The 20,765-nt window shown below is 61.7% G+C and carries 22 protein-coding genes; 4 read left to right on the forward strand and 18 right to left on the reverse strand.

All coding sequences use genetic code 11. The features are described from left to right. Positions 1-47: 47 nt before the first annotated feature. The 3 genes from ymfI to AC3YUO_RS00745 are packed head-to-tail and all read right to left on the reverse strand — an operon-like array spanning position 48 to position 1,855. Positions 48-785, reverse strand: coding sequence for an elongation factor P 5-aminopentanone reductase (gene ymfI / locus AC3YUO_RS00735; protein WP_489961133.1), 738 nt, complete (start codon positions 783-785; stop codon positions 48-50). A gap of 18 nt (positions 786-803) precedes the next feature. After that, a complete protein-coding gene (locus AC3YUO_RS00740; protein ID WP_489961134.1) occupies positions 804-1,139 on the reverse strand; it encodes a branched-chain amino acid transporter permease in 336 nt (111 codons plus the stop codon). Next, positions 1,136-1,855 (reverse strand): AzlC family ABC transporter permease, encoded by a 720-nt coding sequence (locus AC3YUO_RS00745; RefSeq protein WP_489961135.1) that lies wholly within the window; start codon positions 1,853-1,855, stop codon positions 1,136-1,138. Before AC3YUO_RS00745 ends, AC3YUO_RS00740 begins: the two co-directional genes overlap by 4 nt. 249 nt (positions 1,856-2,104) lie before the next feature. On the opposite strand from AC3YUO_RS00745, the gene AC3YUO_RS00750 reads away from it, so the two are divergent. After that, positions 2,105-2,998, forward strand: coding sequence for a diacylglycerol/lipid kinase family protein (locus AC3YUO_RS00750; protein ID WP_489961136.1), 894 nt, complete (start codon positions 2,105-2,107; stop codon positions 2,996-2,998). 51 nt (positions 2,999-3,049) lie between these two features. Here the strand turns inward: AC3YUO_RS00750 and rsfS are convergent, their stop codons facing one another. The 10 genes from rsfS to smc all read right to left on the reverse strand — a co-directional run bounded on the left by rsfS (position 3,050) and on the right by smc (position 13,906). Beyond that, complete coding sequence (gene rsfS / locus AC3YUO_RS00755) at positions 3,050-3,409, reverse strand: ribosome silencing factor (RefSeq protein WP_489961137.1); 360 nt, start codon at positions 3,407-3,409, stop codon at positions 3,050-3,052. Positions 3,410-3,430: 21 nt separating this feature from the next. Next, on the reverse strand, positions 3,431-5,143 hold the full coding sequence (locus tag AC3YUO_RS00760; protein ID WP_489961138.1) for an LCP family protein: 1,713 nt from the start codon (positions 5,141-5,143) through the stop codon (positions 3,431-3,433). Beyond that, complete coding sequence (gene nadD / locus AC3YUO_RS00765) at positions 5,140-6,357, reverse strand: nicotinate (nicotinamide) nucleotide adenylyltransferase (protein ID WP_489961139.1); 1,218 nt, start codon at positions 6,355-6,357, stop codon at positions 5,140-5,142. The genes AC3YUO_RS00760 and nadD overlap by 4 nt, the downstream gene beginning before the upstream one ends. A 90-nt stretch (positions 6,358-6,447) precedes the next feature. After that, the gene (yhbY, locus tag AC3YUO_RS00770) at positions 6,448-6,768 is read right to left on the reverse strand and encodes a ribosome assembly RNA-binding protein YhbY (protein ID WP_489961140.1); all 321 of its coding nucleotides are present in this window, start codon (positions 6,766-6,768) and stop codon (positions 6,448-6,450) included. Between the two features lie 22 nt (positions 6,769-6,790). Continuing rightward, on the reverse strand, positions 6,791-7,387 hold the full coding sequence (locus AC3YUO_RS00775; RefSeq protein ID WP_489961141.1) for an XTP/dITP diphosphatase: 597 nt from the start codon (positions 7,385-7,387) through the stop codon (positions 6,791-6,793). Positions 7,388-7,389: 2 nt separating this feature from the next. After that, complete coding sequence (gene rph, locus AC3YUO_RS00780) at positions 7,390-8,112, reverse strand: ribonuclease PH (protein ID WP_489961142.1); 723 nt, start codon at positions 8,110-8,112, stop codon at positions 7,390-7,392. Between the two features lie 168 nt (positions 8,113-8,280). Further along, positions 8,281-9,150, reverse strand: coding sequence for a signal recognition particle-docking protein FtsY (gene ftsY, locus AC3YUO_RS00785; protein WP_489961143.1), 870 nt, complete (start codon positions 9,148-9,150; stop codon positions 8,281-8,283). Positions 9,151-9,168: 18 nt separating this feature from the next. After that, on the reverse strand, positions 9,169-9,480 hold the full coding sequence (locus AC3YUO_RS00790) for a hypothetical protein (RefSeq protein ID WP_489961144.1): 312 nt from the start codon (positions 9,478-9,480) through the stop codon (positions 9,169-9,171). A 13-nt stretch (positions 9,481-9,493) separates the two neighbouring features. After that, positions 9,494-9,793, reverse strand: a complete 300-nt coding sequence (locus tag AC3YUO_RS00795; protein WP_489961145.1) for a zinc ribbon domain-containing protein — start codon at positions 9,791-9,793, stop codon at positions 9,494-9,496. A gap of 531 nt (positions 9,794-10,324) precedes the next feature. After that, on the reverse strand, positions 10,325-13,906 hold the full coding sequence (smc, locus tag AC3YUO_RS00800; RefSeq protein WP_489961146.1) for a chromosome segregation protein SMC: 3,582 nt from the start codon (positions 13,904-13,906) through the stop codon (positions 10,325-10,327). A 215-nt stretch (positions 13,907-14,121) separates the two neighbouring features. Between smc and AC3YUO_RS00805 the strand changes: the two genes are divergently transcribed. Beyond that, positions 14,122-14,619: a hypothetical protein gene (locus AC3YUO_RS00805; protein ID WP_489961147.1), complete on the forward strand. Its 498-nt coding sequence runs from the start codon at positions 14,122-14,124 to the stop codon at positions 14,617-14,619. A 242-nt stretch (positions 14,620-14,861) separates the two neighbouring features. Here the strand turns inward: AC3YUO_RS00805 and AC3YUO_RS00810 are convergent, their stop codons facing one another. From AC3YUO_RS00810 to AC3YUO_RS00825, 4 genes are all read right to left on the reverse strand, one after another. After that, positions 14,862-15,167 (reverse strand): hypothetical protein, encoded by a 306-nt coding sequence (locus tag AC3YUO_RS00810; RefSeq protein ID WP_489961148.1) that lies wholly within the window; start codon positions 15,165-15,167, stop codon positions 14,862-14,864. An 18-nt stretch (positions 15,168-15,185) separates the two neighbouring features. Then, a complete protein-coding gene (locus AC3YUO_RS00815; protein ID WP_489961149.1) occupies positions 15,186-15,626 on the reverse strand; it encodes a hypothetical protein in 441 nt (146 codons plus the stop codon). An 18-nt stretch (positions 15,627-15,644) separates the two neighbouring features. Then, positions 15,645-15,950, reverse strand: a complete 306-nt coding sequence (locus AC3YUO_RS00820; protein ID WP_118640725.1) for a DUF2089 family protein — start codon at positions 15,948-15,950, stop codon at positions 15,645-15,647. A 138-nt stretch (positions 15,951-16,088) separates the two neighbouring features. Continuing rightward, entirely contained in the window at positions 16,089-17,000 is a 912-nt protein-coding gene (locus AC3YUO_RS00825) for a DMT family transporter (protein ID WP_489961150.1), read from the reverse strand. A gap of 93 nt (positions 17,001-17,093) precedes the next feature. Between AC3YUO_RS00825 and AC3YUO_RS00830 the strand changes: the two genes are divergently transcribed. Then, entirely contained in the window at positions 17,094-17,690 is a 597-nt protein-coding gene (locus AC3YUO_RS00830; RefSeq protein WP_489961151.1) for a DNA-3-methyladenine glycosylase, read from the forward strand. Between the two features lies 1 nt (position 17,691). Continuing rightward, positions 17,692-18,357: an HAD family hydrolase gene (locus tag AC3YUO_RS00835; RefSeq protein WP_489961152.1), complete on the forward strand. Its 666-nt coding sequence runs from the start codon at positions 17,692-17,694 to the stop codon at positions 18,355-18,357. Between the two features lie 106 nt (positions 18,358-18,463). On the opposite strand, the gene AC3YUO_RS00840 is transcribed toward AC3YUO_RS00835, so the two are convergent. Next, entirely contained in the window at positions 18,464-20,764 is a 2,301-nt protein-coding gene (locus AC3YUO_RS00840; RefSeq protein ID WP_489961153.1) for an S-layer homology domain-containing protein, read from the reverse strand. Position 20,765 lies beyond the last annotated feature (1 nt).

Here is a 20,765-nt window from a genome sequence, read left to right on the forward strand (position 1 = left end):
TTTATTATATCAAGTTTTCCCACTCTTGACAATCCATATTTTACCAATTAAATAACCATGCCTCCGTCGGCGGACAGCACCTGGCCGGTAATAAAGGACGCCTGTTCCGAGGCTAAAAAGCAGATGGCAGCCGCGGCCTCCTCCGGCGTACCGATGCGGCCCAGCGGGGTCTCCTCCCCCAGGGCAGCCAGATCCTCCGCAGAAAGGTGGGCATTCATCTCCGTGTCAATTACACCAGGCGCCACGCAGTTGACCCGGATGTGGGAGGGCCCCAGCTCTTTGGCCAGAGCCCGGGTCAGCCCAATGACCCCCGCCTTGGCGGCGGAGTAGGCCACCTCGCAGGAACCGCCCGTCACCCCCCACATGGAGGACACGGTGACAATGGCCCCCCGCTTCCGACGAACAAAGAAGGGCACCGCGGCCCGCAGGGTATAGAATACCCCGTCCAGGTCCACGCCCATCACCTGCCGCCACTGCTCATCGGTGGTGTCGGTGATCAGCTGCTGGGGCAGAGCTATCCCCGCACAGCATACCAGAGCGTCCAGTGGCCCCAGGTTCTCCTCCGCCTGCTCCACCATGCTCTGGGCCTGGTTTGGGTCAGCCAGGTCTCCCTGAACCACCAGAGCGCGCCGTCCCAGGGTCTCCAGCTCCAGGGCCACCTCTGCGGCCCGATCCGCGCCGCTCCGGCAGCCCAGAGCCACATTCCAGCCCAAGGCCCCAAAGCGCCGGGCAGCCGCCGCACCGATGCCCCGGGAGCCCCCGGTAATCAATACGTTTTGTTCCATGGCTTCTCTCCTCCCAACTCAGACAAAGACCACCTGAACCAGCACCATATAAAGGCCGGTGGCCCCGAAGATGGACAGCAGATCATTGCCCTTCCACAGGTGGAGGAGCACCGCCGTCACCCCCGCCAGAGCAGAAGGCACCCAGCCCGCCGGAGCGGAAAAGGTCATCCCCCGCAGGCAGTAGACAATGAGCATGGCAATGATGGCGGGAGGCAGCACCTTGCCCAGATAGAGGACCAGCTTGGGCGGATGATCGCCCCGATCAAAGAGCAGGAAGGGCAGCGCCCGGGTCAGAAAGGTGACCACCGCCATGACGGCGATGGAGGCCAGAGTCTGTCCAACGGTCAATGTCATGGGAGCACCTCCTGTTCCTTCTCTGTTTTCTCGGCCGTGCCATCCAGTCTGGGACGGAGCACCACCAACGTCATAATAATGAGTCCCAGGGCGGGCAGCAGCATGTCCTCCGCACCCACAGCCCACAGGCTCAGCAGCGTGGCCGCAATGCCCAGCAGGGCGGGCAGATGGCTGCCCGCGGCCTTCCACTGTCCCACGGCGATAACCAGGAACAGGGCGGTCATGGCAAAGTCCACTCCGGTGGTGTCAAAGCCCAGGGCAGTCCCCACCAGGGAACCAATCACCGAGCCCAGAATCCAGTAGCTATGGTCCAGGAGCGCCACGGAAAAGTAGAAGGCATGCTCGTCCACTCCCTCCGGGGCCTTGGCCGAGCTGAGCAGCGCATAGGTCTCATCGGTGAGGGAAAACATCATATAGAGCTTACGTATTCCCATGCCCCGAAATTTTTCCAGCATGGAAAGGCCATAGACCAGATGGCGGAAGTTGATCATCAGCGTCAGAAAGGCTACCTGGGTCAGCGGCGCTCCCGATGCCAGCAGCGAAACACCCAGGTACTGCCCGGATCCGGCGTAAATGGTCAGGCTCATGAGAAAGGCCCAGCCCACTCCGTATCCGATGGACTGAAGCATCAGTCCAAAGGCCATTCCAATGGCCAGATAGCCCATCAAAACCGGCATGGTCACCGGGAAGGCCGCGGCCAGTGCTCTTCGGTTCATAGAACAAACGTCACCTCATCGACAAAAATTTTTCACCATATTCTACTCGTTTTTTCCGCTCTGTGCAACCCCCTCCTCTATTCCAGCGCGTCAGGCATTAAGAAAGGGTAAAAATTCATGAATTTTACCTTGATTTTTCCTTTCTTTAACCTATAATAAGGTCTGCTGAATATGATACTGCGCCCGTCTGCCTATCATTCAAAAGGCGGACATTCCCGCCGCGCACCGCAAAGTTTAGGAGGCTCCGTCTTGGACAATCTGCTGTTTATCTATAACCCCACTGCCGGAAAGGGCCAGGTGGCGGAAAAGCTGTCATCCGTTGTGGATGTCTTTACCAAGGCCGGTTGGCTGGTCACCGTCCGTCCCACCCAGAGCAAGGGCGACGCCACCCGCATCGCCCGGGAACTGGGTCCCTCCTTCTCCCGTGTGGTCTGTGCCGGAGGAGATGGAACGCTGAGCGAGACGGTTTCCGGTCTCATCGATCTGAAAGACCCTCCTTTACTGGGTTATATTCCTTCCGGCTCCACCAACGACTGCGCCACCACCTTCGGCCTGTCCAAGGTGCCCCGTCAGGCGGCTGAGGCTGCTGCCGAAACCGGCATCCCCACCCCCATCGACATCGGCCGTCTTAACGGAACGCCCTTTGTCTATGTGGCTGCCTTCGGTGCCTTCACCAAGGTGGCCTACGACACTCCTCAGGACCTGAAAAAGACCTTCGGCCATCTGGCCTATGTGATGGAGGGCATCGCCTCGCTGCCCACCATCTCCCCCATCCACCTGAAGGTGGAGTATGACCAGGGCGTTATCGAGGATGACTTCTTCTTCGGCATGGTAAGCAACGCCCTGTCCATCGGTGGCATGCGGCCGCCCAACAGCTCCAACGTGGTTTTGGACGACGGCCTGTTCGAGGTCTACCTGGTGAAAAAGCCTGTCACCCTGGCTGACGTGGCCAACGGCTTCCAGGCGTTTCTGAGCATGAAGCCCGGCGACCCAGGCTCCCTCATTCAGTTCCAGACCTCCCGGCTGGTCATTACCGGCCAGGAGCCGCTCCACTGGACCATCGACGGAGAGTATGGAGGCGGCCAGACCGTCAATGTGGTGGAAAACTGCAACAAAGCCCTGACCATTCTCCGGGGCAAATAAACGGAACAAGCCATAAAAAATCCGGCAAGCTGATTGCTTGCCGGATTTTTGTCATTCTGGCTGAAGCACCTGGGTCAGATCCACCGCCTGGGCGTCGCCCCACAGCCGCTCCAAATCATAGAACTTCCGGGCCTCGTCGGTAAAGACGTGGACCACCACCGAGGAGAAATCCATCAGCAGCCAGGTGCCGCCCCGGTGTCCCTCAATGTGGTGGGCAGGCTCACCCTGCTTCTCCGCCGCCTCCTCGCAGGCGTCGGACATGGCCTTAATCTGGGTGTTGGAAGTAGCGGTACACAGGACAAAATAGTCGCACAAGGTGGTAAGATCCTGCGTCTTGAGCACCTTGATGTCCTGTCCCTTCTTGCTGTCCAAAGCCTTGGCCAGCAAAAGCGCCAAATCATAGGAAGTCACTGTATTCGCTCCTTTCATTCGTTACGCAGCGGGCTGCACCGGCTCAGGCTGAGCCGGCAGAACCGCCACGGTATGATCCGAGTTGCTGGTTTCGCTTCCCTGGGATACGCTGGGGTTGGGGTCAGGCTGTACCGCGCCGGAGCTGCTGCTCACGGACTGGGAACCGCCCTGTCCCTCGCTTCCCGACTGGCCGCCGCCGGCCTGACTGCTGTCGCCGCCGGTCTGACCGCCGCCCTGGGAGGTATCTCCGCCGCCGCTCTGGCTGCCATCCCCACCGGTTTGACTGCTGTCACCGCCGGTCTGACCGCCGCCCTGAGAAGTATCTCCGCCGCCGCTCTGGCTGCCGCCCTGGGAGGTATCTCCACCGCCGGTTTGACTGCTGTCTCCACCGGTCTGTCCTCCCTCAGAGCTGCTGCCGCCGCTCTGGCTGCCGTCACCCGTCTGGGTGGTGTCCGACGTATCGGGCGTTTCCGGCACCTCCTCCTTGTCGGAACTGGAGGAAGAAGACGACGAAGACGAGGAAGAGGAGGAGGAGGACCCTCCGCCCATTTTGGGATCCGCCAGCTCCGCGTTGGTCACGCCGAAGCTGCCGTTGCTGTTGCGATAGACCAGCTGCAAATCCCGGGTCTCAATGTCACGCTGGTAGGGATTCATCCCGTCATTGACAATCTCCAGAATGCCCTCCGGGTCCAGAGTAATCAGAGCAGCGCCATTATACTTGAAGGAATCAGCAATGGGCGCGGTCTCAAAGGACACTCCGCTCTCCGGGTCCATGCCGTAGGCCATCTGGGCAAAGGCCAGAATGTTACCCACAGACAGGTCGGTATATACCTTTTCGGTAAAAATCCGGGCCAGCTCGGGAATTTTCAGGAAGGTGGAAGGCTTGAGGCACTCGGTGGCCACTGCCTTCAAAAACTCCTGCTGAATCTCCAGACGGGCAACGTCACCGCCGGAATGGCTTCCATCATTGTTCTTCCGCCAGCGGATGACCTGCATGGCGTCGTCGCCATCCAGCTTGCGGTAGCCCGCCTCCTGATGGATATAAAGATCCTGGTAAGGATCGTCATAGTCCATGTCAAAGGGGACATCAAAGTAAACGCCGCCCAGAGCGTTCACCAGGTCGCCGATGGCCTCCCACTCCACCAGAACATAGAAGTCCGGTGTGATACCGGTGACCTTGGCCACCTCCTGTCCCAGGGCCTTCATGCCCTGAGCCACCCGCTCACTCTCGGGCAGGTCGGAGGAACCCCGGTTCCGGGTATACACCGAGTTAATGCGCTTGCTGGTGGCGCTGGTGTTGATCATGGTGTCCCGGGGCACATTCAGGCCCTTGATGGTCTTGTTGTTGGTGTCGTAGGAGAGCAGCAGAATGGTGTCCGTGGAGCCACTGGCCACGTCCCGTCCTGCTACCAGGAAGGTATAGATGCCCTCCTTGCGCCCGCTGCGGGCAATGTCGGGCACTTCCGCCCCGTCGAAGGTCAGGTCGGACACGCCGTCTCCATCGGCATCCTGGGTAAAGTCGGGCAGGTCAGGTACGCGAATCCAAGCGCTGAGCACCGCCCACACCACAATCACAACAATGGCCAGAATGGTGGCCACCTGCAGACAGCGGTAACGAATCCGCTGTCCACGGTTCAATCCGGCCACCCAATCCTTATACTGCTTCCAATACCGTCCCAGGGAGCTCTCCTTGCGGGAGCGCTCCCGCTTACCGTGTCTGTTTAAATCACTCATTCGGTTCCTTCCTCTGTTGTTACCCCATGGCTGCGCAGCCATTGACGGGCCTCTATGGTCTTTTGGTGAATGGGCTGGCGGCGTTCCTCCATCTCCTGGATGGTGGTCTCCACCCCCAGCAGCAGTGCCTTGTCCAGGTCCTCGTAGGACAGTCGGCGCAGGCGATCCACTCCTTCAAAATCCCGGTTCGGCTCTATGTAGTCGGCCATGTAGATGATTTTTTCCAGAAGGGTCATATCCGCCTTGGCGGTGGTGTGCCAGTAGATGGCCTCGTACACCTCATCAGGTTCTCCAAAAACCCACCGGGCGATACACGCCCCGGTCTTGGAGTGGAGCAGCTTTACCATCTGCTCCTCCAGGGGATCCAGCTCCAGGTGGTACTGTTCGCAGAGGGCCAGCTGTTCCTCCAGCCCCAGGTACTTGGTACAGTCGTGGAGAATCCCGGCCCGCCGGGCCAATACGGGGTCCGCGCCCCAGAATTCCGCCAGGCGCACCGCCTCCTCCTCCACGCCCATCACATGGGGCACCCGCTTCTGCTTCATCATGGCGTAGGAGCAGGCCCGCAGCTCGGGCAGGTCCAGATGCTTGAGATCCGCATGGGTGCCGTACAGGTTGTGCAGGAGAATGTATCCGTACACCGCCGGGGGCAGATACTCCCGCCCCTCGCCCCGGGCCAGCAGGTCCCGCAGCTGGGTGGAGGAGATGTTCACCAGATCGGGCAGGGTAATGGTGGTCACCCGGGCGTTAAATTTCTCGGCCAGATACTCCCGCTGAGGCGCGAAGAGCTCCTCCCCGTCCTGCTGCGTCCGGCCAAAGGCGCAGATACCGGCCAGCCGCAGGATGGTCGCCGGGTCGTGCCACAGGTGCAGGGTCAGGAACATGTCCGTCCCCATCAGCAGCCACAGCTCCGCCTCCGGATACTTCTCGTGGATGCGCTCCAGCGTTTCCGAAGTGTAGCTTTTCCCGGTCCGCTCCAGTTCAATCCCCGAAGCTTCCACCACCTTGGGCATGGCCATGGCGTCAGCCATCTTCTCCACCATGGCCAGCCGGTGCTCCGGCGACGGGGTATCCTGAGGCAGCTCCTTGTGGGGCGGCACCGCCGCCGGCACAAACAGCAGCTTATCCAGCCCCAGGGCCGCCACCGCTGCCCTGGCCGCTGCCAGATGCCCCAGATGGGGAGGGTTAAAGGTTCCGCCGTAGATTCCAATTTTCATACAGGCACCACCTTATTTTATTTTTGTCGCAGGTTCCTTCTGCCCGTGGGGGACTACCCGCGGGACAGCATCTCCGGACAGGCGCTCGGGTTACTTCCGCTTTTTGTCTGCCACCAGTACAATCTTGTCCTTCTTGTCCTTGTTATGACTTGGACGATACAAAACAAATTTTGTTCCGATGACCTGCACCACCTCGCTGCGGGTGAGGGGAGCCAGCTGCTCGGCAGCCTCCCGGGGAGAGAGCATGGAGTTCTCCAGCACCCGGCCCTTGATGAGCTCCCGGGCCTCCAGGGCGTTGTCGGCCTGCTTGACCAGGTTGTCCCCAATGCCGTCCTTGCCCACAATCAAAATGGTGTCAATGCTGTTGGCCAAGCCACGAAGCTGGGCCCGCTGCTTGCTTGTCAGTTCCATTTGTCACGCTCCATCAATCGTATCATTTCTGATTCTTCAGATATTCCTCCAGCTTCACCTGGAAGGCTTCCAGGGCCTTGCCCCGGTGGGAAATGGCGTTTTTCTCCTCCGCCGTCAGCTGGGCGAAGGTCTTTTTCAGAGAGGGTACAAAGAACACCGGGTCATAGCCGAAGCCGCCCTCCCCCATGGGGGCAAAGGCGATGGTGCCGGGGCACTCTCCCCGGGCGGAAATCACATCTCCGTTGGGGAAGCAGCAGGTGATGACCGAGACGAACTTAGCCGTCCGGGGCATCTGGCCCCGCATGTTCTCCAGCAGCAGGCGGTAGCGGCCGGTGTCGTCCAGCCCCTCCCCGCCGTACCGGGCGGAGTACACTCCGGGGGCGCCGTTCAGGGCGTCCACACACAGTCCCGAGTCGTCGGCCACGGCGGGCAGACCGGAGGCCTCCATCACCGCTTTGGCCTTCAGGAGGGAATTTTCTTCAAAGGTGGTTCCGGTCTCCTCCACCTCCACGTCCACGCCCGCGTCGGCTTCGGAGCACACCTCCACCCCCAGCTGGGAGAGAATGGTGTCCAGCTCCACCAGCTTCTTTTTATTCTTGCTGGCCAGCACCAGTTTCATGGTCAAACACCCTCCTCCAGCACCTTCCGCTGCAGAGCCTGAATTTCCCGGATACCCTTGGCGCACAGCTTTACCAGCTCCTGCTGCTCCTCCAGGGTGAAGGGGCGGCCTTCGCCGGTGCCCTGGATTTCAATGAGCCGTCCCTGGTCGTCCATGACGCAGTTGAGATCCACCATGGCGGAGGAGTCCTCTTCATAGCACAGATCCAGCATAGGCACGTCGTCCACCACGCCGGCGGACACGGCGGCCACATAGCCGCTGATGGGGTACTCACTGAGCTGCCCGGCCTCCATCATCTTCCGGAAGGCCAGCATCATGGCCACAAAGCCGCCGGTGATGGAGGCGGTACGGGTACCGCCGTCCCCCTGGAGCACATCGCAGTCAATGGTGATGTTCCAGGGACCCAGTTTTTTCCGGTCCACCACCGACCGCAGGGCCCGGCCGATGAGGCGCTGGATTTCGGCGCTGCGGCCGTTCAGCTTCAGCTTGGAAATGTCCCGGCGGGAGCGCTCCCGGTTGGCCCGGGGAAGCATGGAGTACTCGGCAGTGACCCAGCCCTCCCCCTCGGGGACGTGGCGGGGGGGCTTGTCCTCCACGCTGGCGGTGCACAGCACATGGGTGTTGCCGCAGCGAATGAGGCAGGAGCCCTCGGCAAACTTGTTAATGTTGGGAATGATCTCCATAGGCCGGAGCTGGTCGTTTGTACGGCCGTCAATTCGGGACATAAAATACTTCCTCTCCGCAAATTTTTCCATATTGTATCACAGTTCTTCCAAAGAATGTATGGATAGAATGTAAATTAAACGGGGAATTTTTCCCGTTCTTGTGGCAGTTTTTTAACGCAGCGCGTCCAATTGCCGCCTTTTACCTCCGATCCACCCACCTTACCCCGCTCAAATGAGCGCCTGGGCAAAATCAGCGGCGTCAAAGGGCTTCAGATCGTCGATGCCCTCGCCCACGCCGGCGTACTTCACGGGCACGCCCAGCTCCTTGGCGATGGTGATGGCAATGCCGCCCTTAGCGGTGCCGTCCAGCTTGGTGAGGACGATGCCGGTGATGCCCGCCGCCTCCTTGAACTGCTTGGCCTGGATGAGGCCGTTCTGGCCGGTGGTGGCATCCAGCACCAGCAGGGTCTCCCGGGCGCAGTCGGGCAGCTCCCGGTCAATGACACGGGAAATTTTGTTCAGCTCATTCATCAGGTTCTGCTTGTTATGAAGCCGTCCGGCGGTGTCCACCAGCACCACGTCGCTCTTTCTGGCCTTGGCGGCGCTCATGGCGTCAAAGACCACCGCGGCGGGGTCGGCCCCCTCGTGCTGCTTGATGATGTCCACCCCGGCCCGGTCGGCCCAGATAGTGAGCTGCTCGGCGGCGGCGGCCCGGAAGGTGTCGGCGGCACAGAAGAGGACCTTCTTGCCCTCCCCCCGCAGCTGGGCACCGATCTTGCCGATGGTGGTGGTCTTGCCCACCCCGTTCACTCCGATGAACAGCACCACCGAGGGGGTGGTGGACAGATCGAGTTCCCCGTTGCCCGCGTTCAGGGCGTCGGCGATAACCTCCACCATGCAGGCCCGGGCGTCCTCCAGGGTCTTGATGCCCTTCTCCCGCACCCGGCGGCGCAGCTCCTCCACCAACTCCAGGGTGGTGTCCATGCCAGTGTCCGCCAGAATGAGGGACTCCTCCAGCTCGTCGTAGAAGTCGTCGTTCAGCTCCGAGCCAAAGCTGGCAAAGATGTTGATTTTTTTCAGCTTGTCAAAAAAGCCCATGATGTCTGATTCCTTCCTTTAAAACAGCTTGGTGTTTTTCTCCCCGCAGAAGGGGCACTTGGGACTGTCCAGCTCATAGCGCTTGCCGCAGGCGGGACAGGCTGTCATGGCAATTCCGCTGCCCTCCGGGTCCTCCAACTCTGACCAGTCCCCTCGGAAAAATTCCAGCTTTCCGCAGCCGGGACAGGTCAGGATGTCCACATCCAGTCCTCCGGAGAGCAGGTTGTCCAGATCCCCCAGAATCCATCCGGTCTTGCCCAGCTGAAGATACTCCCGCTTGAGAAGGACCATAGGTGTTCCGCAGCGCAGACAGTTTAAGGGTTTGCCCATATGGTTTCCTCCTTTAGGGGGTTACGCTCTCCCCGCAGTAGGGGCAGTACTGTCCCCACTGGAAGGAGTCGTTCAGCTTCTCGCCGCAGTAGGGGCAGTAGCTGGGGGCGGGACTGTCCGTCCCTACGCTCTGGCTCTGGGATGTGCTGGCATCCAGGCTCTGGCTGGCAGAGGTTCCCGTCTTATCCTGGGGGATAGCCGCTTCCAGGCCGGCGAAAACCAGCTTCACGCCCACCGCCAGCACCACAATGAGGGCCACCAGGCCCACAATGGACCACAGGCCGCTCTTCTTTTCGTTGTTCTCCTCGTTCAAGTTGTACCTCCAAACCCATTTCACACCGTTTTTACCGGATGTTCAGTTCCTTTTCCACGTCGTTGAGGTTGATGGTCAGCATACGGCTCACACCTTGTTCCTTCGTCGGCACAAAGTCCGCTTCACCTCGGAACGCCCGGTCGGGCATTCCTCGCCCGCTCCCTTGCGCCTCCTCTCCAAACCGAACCCGCTGCGCTGGGCTTCGGTTTGGGATACTTCCTCCTCCGGGGCACACCGCTCGCCACGTCCGGCGCCATCGCTTCCGGACGTGCTCTCCGGCGTCACCGGATGTTCAGTTCCTTCTCCACGTCGTTGAGGTTGATGGTCAGCATGCGGCTCACACCTTGCTCCTTCGTCGGCGCAAAGTCCGCTTTGCCTCGGAACGCCCGGTCAGGCATTCCTCGCCCGCTCCCTTGCGCCTCCTCTCCAAACCGAACCCGCTGCGCTGGGCTTCGGTTTGGGATGTCCTCTCCTCCAGGGCACACCGCTCGCCACGTCCGGCGCCATCGCTTCCGGACGTGCTCTCCGGCGTCACCGGATGTTCAGTTCCTTCTCCACGTCGTTCAGGTTAATGGTCAGCATGCGGCTCACACCTTGCTCCTGCATGGTGACGCCGTAGAGCACGTCGGCCTCCTCCATGGTGCCCCGGCGGTGGGTAATGACGATAAACTGGGTCTTCTCCGCCATGGACCGCATATAGCGGGCAAAACGCACCACGTTGTTGTCGTCCAGGGCGGCCTCAATCTCGTCCATGACCACGAAGGGGGTGGGCCGAACCTTCAAGATGGCAAAATAGAGGGCGATGGCCACAAAGGCCTTCTCGCCGCCGGAGAGAAGGGTGATGATTTTCAGGGCCTTACCCGGGGGCTGGACCTTGATTTCGATGCCGCAGTTCAGGATATCCTCCGGGTCCTCCAGCTCCAGGGTGGCCTTGCCGCCGCCGAAGAGCTCCAGGAAGGTCTGGCCAAAGGCCTCGTTGATGCTCTTGAACTCCCGGGCAAAGATGGTCTTCATCTCCCCGGTGATGTTGGCGATGATCTCCTCCAGCTCGCTCTTGGCCCGCTGTACGTCATCCCGCTGGTCGGTGAGGTAGGTATAGCGCTCGTTGACCCGGTCAAACTCCTCGATGGCCCCCACGTTCACGTTGCCCAGGGCGGACACCGCCCGCTTCAGCTCCGCAATGCGGCGGCTGGCCTTCTGGACCGACTCAATCTCCACACGCTGCTGCTTGGCCGCCTCGTGGGACAGCTCGTAGTTCTCCCACAGCTTGTCCAGCAGCTGCTTCTCCTCCATGGAGGCCGACACCTTCCGCTGCTCCAGGCGGGAGACCTCTCCCTCCATGCGCAGCAGCTCCTCGTTGCGGCTCTGGCTCTCCTTGGTGGCCTTTACCCGCTCGCCCTCCAGCTCCAGCTTCTCCTGGTTGAGCTGAGAAATGGCCTCGTTCCGGGTCTGGTTCTCCTGTCGGAGGGCCTCCAGGGCCGCCTCCTTCTCCCCGATCTCCCGGGTGATGCCCTCATTTTTGCTGTGGTAGTCCGCCACCAGGGCCCGGCTCTGGTCCCGGTCCCCGGCGATGCTCTCCTTGAGCCCCTCCAGTTCCGTGAGGCCCGAGCGGGTGGCGTCCCGCTCCGCCTCCAGGGCGGCCAGGGAGGCGGTGAGCTCGGCCACCTCCTGGGCGATGCGGGCGGAGCGCTCCTGCAGGTCGCTCTGGCCCTTGGCCTTGCCCTCAGCCTCGCTCTTCAGGGCGGCAGCGGTGCCCTCCAGGGCCTGGATGCGCTCCCTGGCGCTCTGGGTATCCGCCTCAATCTGAGCCGAGCGGGCCTTGAGCCCCTCCAGCTCCTCCTTCTGGCTCTCCTCCTGCTCCTCCAGGGTGGACACCACGCTCTTACAGTGGGCCAGCTGGGCCTCCGCCTTCACAATGGCGTTCTCCCACTCCCGCAGCTGTCCCTGGGCGCTCTCCAGCTCGTAGGCGGAGGCGGTGGCCTCCCGCTGGGCCTCCTCCAGCTCCCGGGCGGCCTGACTGAGCTGCTCCCGGATGCCCTTGGCCTGCTCCCCCAGCCGCTCCAGCTCGTTGGCCCGGCTGAGGATGCCGGCGCTCCGGCTGGCCGAGCCGCCGGTCATGGATCCGCCGGGGTTCAGCACCTGGCCGTCCAGGGTGACAATGCGGAACTGATAGCCGTACTTCCGGGCCACCGCGATGGCGGCGTCCAGGTTCTCCATCACCGCCACCCGGCCCAGAAGGTTGGAAAATACGTTCTGATACTTGGGGTCAAAGCGGACCAGCTGGTCGGCAACCCCCACAAAGCCCGGCTCCCCTGCCAGCCGCTCCCGCTCCCGCAGGGTGCCGGGACGGATGGAGCTCAGGGGCAGAATGGTGGCCCGTCCGCCCTCCCGGCGCTTCAAATACTGGATGACGGCCTTGCCGTCCTCCTCCCGGTCCACCACCAGGTTCTGCATAGCACCGCCCAGGGCGATCTCAATGGCCACGGTGTACCGGTCGGGTACCTTCAAAAGGTCGGCCACCGGTCCGTGGATGTTCTTGAGGGTGCCCCGCTGGGCCTCCCCCATCACCAGCTTCACCGCCTTGGAGTAGCCCTCGTGCATCTGCTCCATCTCGGTGAGGAGCTTGATGCGGGAGGTGAGGGCGTTTTCCTCCATCTGCAGCTTGACCTGCCGCTCACGGAGCTGCTCGGCCTTCTTCTGCCGGGACTGAGCGCGCAGCTGGTAGCCGCTGATCACGTTTTTGGCTGCGTCCCGCTCCTCCACCGCGTCGTCGTACTGGCGGCGGGCGGTACGGGCCTCCTTCCGGGCCTGCTCCAGGCGCTCCTCCAGCTCAGCGCTCTCCCGGCGCACCGTCTCGTCCCGGTCCAGCACCTCCTGGGCGGCGGCGGCCAGGGCGGAGAGCAGGGCCTTGGCCTCGGCGGCGTCGGCGTTCTCCAGATCCGCCCGGCTACGCAGCTGCTCCAGCTCCTGAGCCAGGGTGCCCGCCGAATGGGCGGCCTCCTGGGCCTGGCGGCTGCGCTCCTCCAGACTGGCCCGGGCCTGGGTCAGCTGGCCCTCAATCTCCTCCAGGCGGGTACGGCGCTGCTCAATCTGGGCGGCCAGGGAGCCCTCCCGGCCCTCCTGCTGCTCCAGGTCCGCCTGGATGCGCCGGGCGGACTCCAGGTTGTGCTCCACGCTGCTCTTCAAAACGGCGATGGCCGACTCCAGCTCGTTGGCTTTGGCCTGCCGGCCCTGCATCTCAAAGCGCAGCCGGTCCGCCTCCACGTCCTTCTCCCGCATCTGGGCGGAATAGTCCTCGGCGGCGGCGTAGGCCTTCTCCTGGGCCACCTTGGCCTCCTCCCGCTGGCGCACAGCCTCCTGATAGTCGGCCTCCAGCTTGATATTCCCTGCCCGGATGCGCTCCAGGGTGTCCAGCCACACGGAGATCTCCAAACCCCGCAGCTCATCCCGGAGGATGAGGTATTTTTTCGCCTTCTCGCTCTGCTGGCGCAGGGGCTCCACCTGCAGCTCCAGCTCGGAAATCTTGTCGTTGATGCGCACCAGGTTTTCGTCGGTGCGCTCCAGCTTGTGCTCGGCCTCCTCCTTGCGGTGGCGGTAGCGTGAGATGCCCGCCGCCTCCTCAAAGACCTCCCGCCGATCGGAGGACTTGACGGAGAGGATTTCGTCAATTTTGCCCTGGCCGATGATGGAGTAGCCCTCCCGGCCCAGGCCCGTGTCCATAAACAGCTCGTTGACGTCCTTCAGGCGGACGGACCGACGGTTGATGTAGTACTCGCTCTCCCCCGAGCGGTAGTACCGCCGGGTGACCATCACCTCCGACTCCTCCATGTCAAAGAGGTGGGAGGTGTTGTCCAGCACCAGGGACACCTCGGCGTAGCCCGTCTGCTTGCGCTTGGCGGTGCCGCCGAAGATCACGTCCTCCATCTTGCCGCCCCGGAGGGCCCGGGTAGACTGCTCCCCCATCACCCAGCGGATGGCGTCGGAGATGTTGGACTTGCCCGAGCCGTTGGGGCCCACAATGGCGGTGATGTCCTCGCCAAAGGTGAGCACCGTCTTGTCGGGGAAGGACTTGAAGCCCTGAATTTCCAATGCTTTCAGATACAACAGACACACCTCAATCTCGCCCGGGACCGGGCCGTCACCGCCGCGGAACGGCGGACATACTCATAGATGATATATTATAGCAAAATCCCCAGAAGATTGCAACGAGGCGGCAGAATGCAGTCTCAAAATCAATGAAATCTTAGGGGAATTTTAATCTGTCCTTTACCGCAGTTTAGGCCGGCGCTGATACCATGGAGGCATAAAACAGAAGGGAGGCGCCCTCCATGGCGGAGCGCACGGTCTACATTCTTCTCACCCGGTCCGGGACCTGGTTCTCCCGGCTCATCCACCTGGCCACCCAGGACAGCTACACCCACGCTTCCATCGGCCTGGACGGCCCGGACGGCCCTTTTTACAGCTTTGCCCGGAAGCACCCCCATCTGGCCCTCCCCGCCGGACTGGTGGAGGAGGCTCCCGCCGCGGAACGGGGCGCGGAAATGCCCTGCCGGCTCTATGAGTTGAAGGTGTCCGAGGACGTCTACCGACGGCTCCGGCGGCGGCTCGCCTGCATGTACGGCCAGCGGGAGCGCTATCACTACAACCTGCTGGGCGTCCTGGGATGCTTCGTCAACCTGCCCCTTCGGCGGCGGCACCACTTCTTCTGCTCCCAGTTCGTGGCCGGACTGCTGGAGGAGTGCGGCGCGGTCACCCTGGACAAAAGTCCCGACCTCACCCGCCCCGCCGACCTGTGCCGGGTGGGAGGTGTGAGGGCGGTGGCGTGAAGAGGGTTGTGGATTCTTTTTCTTGAAAGAAAAAGAATCAAAAAGAACCTCTGGAAAAAACTTCGTTTTTTCTCCCTTTTTTACATAGATGCACAGAAAAAAACGGTGGCCGATTCTAAAATTGGCCGCCGGGTTTGGTTTATTTGGGCGCCGGGTCGGGCAGTCCCCAGCGCTGACAGGTTTCAGATATTCACACAGAAGAAAAGCCGCCGGAAGTGCACCCTTCTGGCGGCTCTTGTTCTTTATTCCAGGTCTTCCACCTTGGCTGGTCCGTGTCCGGCCCGGGTATGGCAGCGGCTTTTCCAGTACTGTACCCCAAGCCACACCACCAACAGCGCCAGGACGGGCAGGCCACCCTGCACCAGCACCTCGTCCATGCGGAGGGGCCAGGCGCCGAAGGCCTGATAATAGCCCAGCACCGTCACCCCCATCAGGCTCCCGTACAGCGCGGGAATAACCAGCCCCGCCCAGATGGGCCCCATGCCGGAGACACAGATCTGCAGCGCCAGAGCCAGAACAAACACGACCATTGCAGCCTCGTTGGACATAACAAGCAGACTCCTTTCTTACTCCAAATCCTCTATTTTCATCTTCTTCAAGTCATCCTGAAAATCCCGACGGTTCTTGTAGTGCAGCCAGATGCCGCCAAAAACCACCGTGGGGATATTTCCCACCAGAAACAGTCCCACCAGGGCGCCCACCGCGCCGGGGGTAAGGCCCACATGGTGCTCCTCCTGGTGGTGTCCCCCCTCCTGGGCGGGAACCTCGATGTAGGTGCCGTCCTCAGTCACCAGATAGCTCCCTCCAGTGGACACGGTCTGGATGGTACCCAGACTGAGCACCATAAGCAGGGACAGCAGGAAGGACAGAATGGGAAGGATCAGCCCCAGCTTCAGGCTCTTCTTGCACAGCCACACCTGGAGCACCACCAGCAGGGCAATGGGCACCAGCAGCATAAAAATTCCGAATATCAGGCTGACTCCAACAGCCGACAGCAGCATGTTCATCTCTCGTCTCCTCCTCGCTTACAGCTCCGGCGAATGCCGGGTTTTCTTATACTCGGATATGAGCACCTTGGCGGTGTCAAAGTCCAGTTTCTCATTGACCACCAATCGCTTGATCGTGGCGATATAGGGGTCGGCGGCGGTGTCCTCACCAATCTTAATCTTCTGGATCAGCCGGTCCAGCCGCAGGCGCACCGTGGGATAGGTCACCCCGTATTGGGCGGCTACCTCCTTCAGAGATCCGGAGGCCAAAATGAACTTTTTGATGAACACCACATCCTCCTCTTCCAGGCCCGCCATCCACTCGGGCAGCACCTCCAGGGACATCGCGCTCCCTCCTTTCTTGTATCTGCATTATAAACTTTAATATTATTAAAGTCAAGCTTTAATTTTATTTTTTATTTTCTTTTATAAAAACAAAAAAACAGGCCCGTGGCCGAGGCCGCGGGCACAGGGGGACAGCGCTTATTTTTCCGCCTCACTCAGCTGGGGGCGGGAGAAGCGGCGGAGGAAGGAGAACTTGGTCTCCGAGCACACCACGGCCACAAAGATGAGGACGAAGCCCATGAGCAGCCGGGGCGTCACCGGGTCGCCGTAGAAGATGACCGAGAACAGCACACCAAACACCGACTCCAGGGAGAGGATAACCGAGGCGGAGGCGGGGTCGGACCACACCTGGCCCACATTCTGGAACAGCAGGGCCACAGTGGTGGCCATGACGCACAGGTACAGAAGGGGCAGGAACACCTGGGGATCGGTCAGGGCCTGAGCGGGGAAGGTCTCGGTGAGCGCTCCCCCAATCCAGGCAAACAGCCCCGCAAAGGCAAACTGGAAGACGGTGAGCAGAGTGATGTCCTTCCCGGGCGACACCTTCTCCACCGCCACAATATGGCTGGCGTAAAAGATTGCGCACACCAGGGTAAGGAGGTCACCGGTGTTGATGGACAGCTGCTCATTGAGGGAAACCAGGCCCACGCCGGTGACGCACAGTAGAGCGGCGGCGATGTTATACCGGTCGGGGCGCTTCTTCACCACTGCCCAGGTGAGGAAGGGGACGAGAACACAGTAGACCGCCGTGAGAAAGGCGTTCTTGGAGGGGGTGGTCATGGACAGTCCAAAGGTCTGCACCGAGTAAGCCAGACACAAAAAGCCCCCCATAATGGCCCCCCGCCACAGGTAGTCGGGGGTAAAGGCCTTCCAGCGCCGGGCGCACACCAGGGCCAGCAGCACCGCTCCGGCGGTAAACCGGATGGCCAGCAGGAAGAAAACTGGCACCGCGTCCAGGGCATTTTTCATGATAAAGAAGGACGTGCCCCAGATAAGGGCAGCGGCAAAGAGCATGGGCTTTGCCAGCATGTGCATGGTCCTGGGAGACATGGACATTCAACTCCTGATTGAAAAATAGGGACAAACTATGATATGATAATGCGCAAACACCGGCTGTGAGGCCGGACACTGGAAGTGGCTTTTGTGGACATACTTCCCCGCGCCTTTTATGACCGGGACACCCTGACGGTAGCCCGGGAGCTGCTGGGCAAGCAGATTGTCCGTGTGCTGCCGGACGGAGAACGGCTGGTGTGCGCCATCACGGAGACGGAGGCCTATGTGGGGCCCATTGACAAGGCCTGCCACGCCTACGGCTATAAGCACACGCCCCGCACAGAGACCCTCTTCGCCCCGCCGGGCACCGCCTACATCTACTTTATCTACGGCATCTACCACTGTCTCAACTTTGTCACCGAGCCGGAGGGTGAGCCCTGCGCGGTGCTCATCCGTGGGGTACGGGTAGTGTCAAACGGGGACATTATAGCAAAAAACCGCTTTGGATGCAAGATGGCCCACATGAGCGCCTATCAGCGCAAAAACTTTCTCAACGGTCCCGGAAAGCTGTGCCGCGGGCTGCTCCTGACCCGGGAGCAGAACGGCCTGGACCTCACGGACCCCACCGGGCCGCTCTATGTCTGCGGCGGGCCCGCCCCGGAGCACATCTGTACCGGCAAGCGCATCGGCATTGACTACGCCCAGGAGGCAGTGGACTTCCCCTGGCGGTTTTACACGGAGGACTGACATGTATTTTTTTGACTTGGACGGCACGCTGCTGGACTCCAACGGCATCTGGCTGGACATCGATATCGACTTTCTGGGCCGGCACGGCATTTCTCCCGTTCCGGAGGATTACACCGAGTATGTGACCCACCACGCCTTCAGCGAGGCGGCGGAGTACACCCGCCGTTACTTCTCCCTTCCCCTCACCCCGGAAGAGATTGTGGACACCTGGCACACCATGGCTCAGGACGCCTATGCCAACACCCTTCCACTGAAGGCGGGGGCCCGGGACTTTCTGGAGCGGGCCAACCAGGCTGGGATCCGCTGCGCCCTGCTCACCTCCTGCATGCCCTCCCTGTGCGAGGCGGCCCTCCGCCGCCACAGGCTGGAGCCCCTGCTGGAGCGGGTGCTCACCACCGCCAGTCTGGGTGCGGACAAGCGGGACCCGGAGCTCTTCCGCCGGGCCGCCGCGGTCTGCGGGGAAAAGCCGGAGGACTGCGTTCTCTTTGACGACTCCCCGGTGTACTGCGCCGCCGCCAAGGAGGCCGGCTGGCAGATTTACGGCGTAACCGACCCGATTTTTGAGGACCGGCGGGAGGAGATGGCCGCCCTGTGCGGCCCCGGCCGGTTCCCCTTCTCCTTTACCGGACCTCTGCCGGTGGACAGCGCTGCATCCGCTTCCTCCTGAGAACCAAATAACCAAATTCAAACGCATATGAAATGCACAGCGGGGGCGGTCCAAATGGACCGCCCCCGCTGTGCTGTCGAAGAAAGGGAATGGGAACGTATTGGGATTACTTGGCCACCACAATGCGGACCTTTTCGCCGATGGGATCCACATAGATGGTCAGGTCGTTGGAGAAGGCCTTGCAGGCGGCCAGCCGGTCGGCGCCGCTCTCCTGCTTGAACCACTCCTTGGTGGCCTGCTTGTAGCACTCCACGTCGTCGGCCACCCGGTAGGTCTTGCCGCCGGCATTCACATAGGTGACGCCCTGGCTGACAAAGATGTCACCGGAGGAGACGTTCTTGATTTCGGTCAGTTCGATGACCGAGGCCGCCTTGGCCAGGCCATCCAGCTCGCCGTAACCCTTGACCACGCCGCCGAAGCCGCCGTCCTTGAAGGCATAGCCGGTAATCAGCGCGGTGCCCGCTCCGCTGTGGTTCTCCACGGCGACGGTGCGGTTGGTGTAGGTCATCTCGCCGCTGCCGCCGGGCTGCTCGCCGGCCCGAAGGATGCCGTAGGTATAGGCGTCGCCAGTGACGGCTTTCAGAACGATGTAGTCCACCTGGTTGGAGGAATCGAGGTGATAGGCCTCAATGTCCTTGGCCGCCACGGAGCCTCCAAGACCGGTCAGGTCCACAGCGGTGACCGCGGAGCCCACCTGCTCAAAGATGCGCACGCCGTTTGCCACCGTGTAGCTGCCCAGCTTCATGCTGCCCACTTCGAAGTTACCGGGGATGGAACCGGAGGAGAGACGGCTGCCGTTGATGCGGTCCCGGGCACTGGAGGTCACATTGATCAGGTTATCCGTCAGCTTGCTCAGGTCGCTCTTGCTTCCGGTGAGCTCAACGGTGCCGCCGTTGGGCAGGAACATCTGGACCGCGGTACTGCTGGTCACAATACCCAGGGCATTGGAGCGAACCTGCCCGGAGGGCTTGGCCATGCCGGCCACCTTGCCGTCAGCGGTGAGGAGCAGCGTCACGTTGCTGCCCAGGGAGAACTGGCCGATGGCATCCCAGGCGCTCTCCAGCACCTCAAAGTCATGGCCCAGGATGCGGATCTTCTCAGGGGCCTTGGCGTTGGGGGAGGCATCCTCATAGATGCAGTTCAGCCGCAGATCGGACACCACCAGGGTGTTGGTCATGGCGTCATAGGTCACCACGTCGTAGGGCTGAATGCCGGACATGGAGATGGTCTGACGGTTCTTCTGGATGGTGAAGTTGGTGGCGCCGCCGGTGAGCTGGTGGAACGTAGCCACGCTGGGGCTGCCCATCACCACCACCGCGTCGGTGGAGGAGCTGGTAGCGCCGCTGGCATAGATGGCCACCACCTTGCCCCGCTCGGAGAACAGGGTGAGCTGGGTGCCGGACTTCAGAGAGCCGTAGACGTTGAGATAGGTATCTCCCTCCACCTTGTCCGCGGTGTAGACGGTGGTGGAGCTGGAGATAGTGTACTGGGTGCCGCCCGACTTCACGTAGGTGGGCTGGGCGTCGCCGGAGAGGGTGATGGTGACGGAGGTGCTGTCGTCGGGCACGAAGGTAACAATTTCCTTCTTGTCGTTGAGCACCAGGGCGCCCCGGCGGCCCTGGAGGGCAGCGGGACGGGCCCCTTCCGCCTGGGGCAGGTAGGTGCCGTCGGAGGTACGGATGGCACCGTTGTCGGTGCCGTCATCGCTGGCGACGCCCACCGCCAGCATGACCACGTTCTCCTTGGGGGCCTTGTCGCCCAGGGTCTGGTAGTAGACGGTGCCGGACCCGGTCTTGCAGCGCAGAGCATTGGCAAAGAGCTGGGCCGCCTGCGCCCGGGTGATGTTGTCGTAGGTACCGGCGGTCACGCCGTCGGTGAGGCCGATGGCCTGGGCCAGATTCATGTAGCTCTGGGGCCACACGGCACCCGCCTGCTGGCTGCTGTACTCCAGCACCCGGATGAGGATGGTGGCCGCCTGGGCCAGGCTGATTTTAGAGTCGGGCTCAAAGCGTCCGTCGCCCACACCGGTGATGAGGGAGGACTTGTTCTCCTCCGTTCCCACCGTCAGGGAGGCGGCCAGGTTCACATAGCCCAGAGCCCAGTGCTCGGCGGTGACGTCCGTAAAGATGGTCCGGGTGGCATGGAGAGGCACCTCGTCTCCCTTTCCCATGAAGTTCACCACCATGGTACAGAACTCCGCCCGGGTCAGGTTTCCGTTGGGGTTAAAGCGGTTTCCGCCCACACCGTCCACCACGCCCATCAGCCGCAGCACATCCGCGTTGACGGCGGTGGCGCTGTCGGTAATGTCGCTGAAGGAGGAGGTGGCGGCAGCACTGCCGGGGACCACCGTAAGGGCGGCCAGGAGCGCGAGGGCCAGCAGTGCGGACAACACTCGTTTTGTTCTCATA

It is taken from the genome of Pseudoflavonifractor sp. HNCC25GI2, assembly GCF_058136395.1.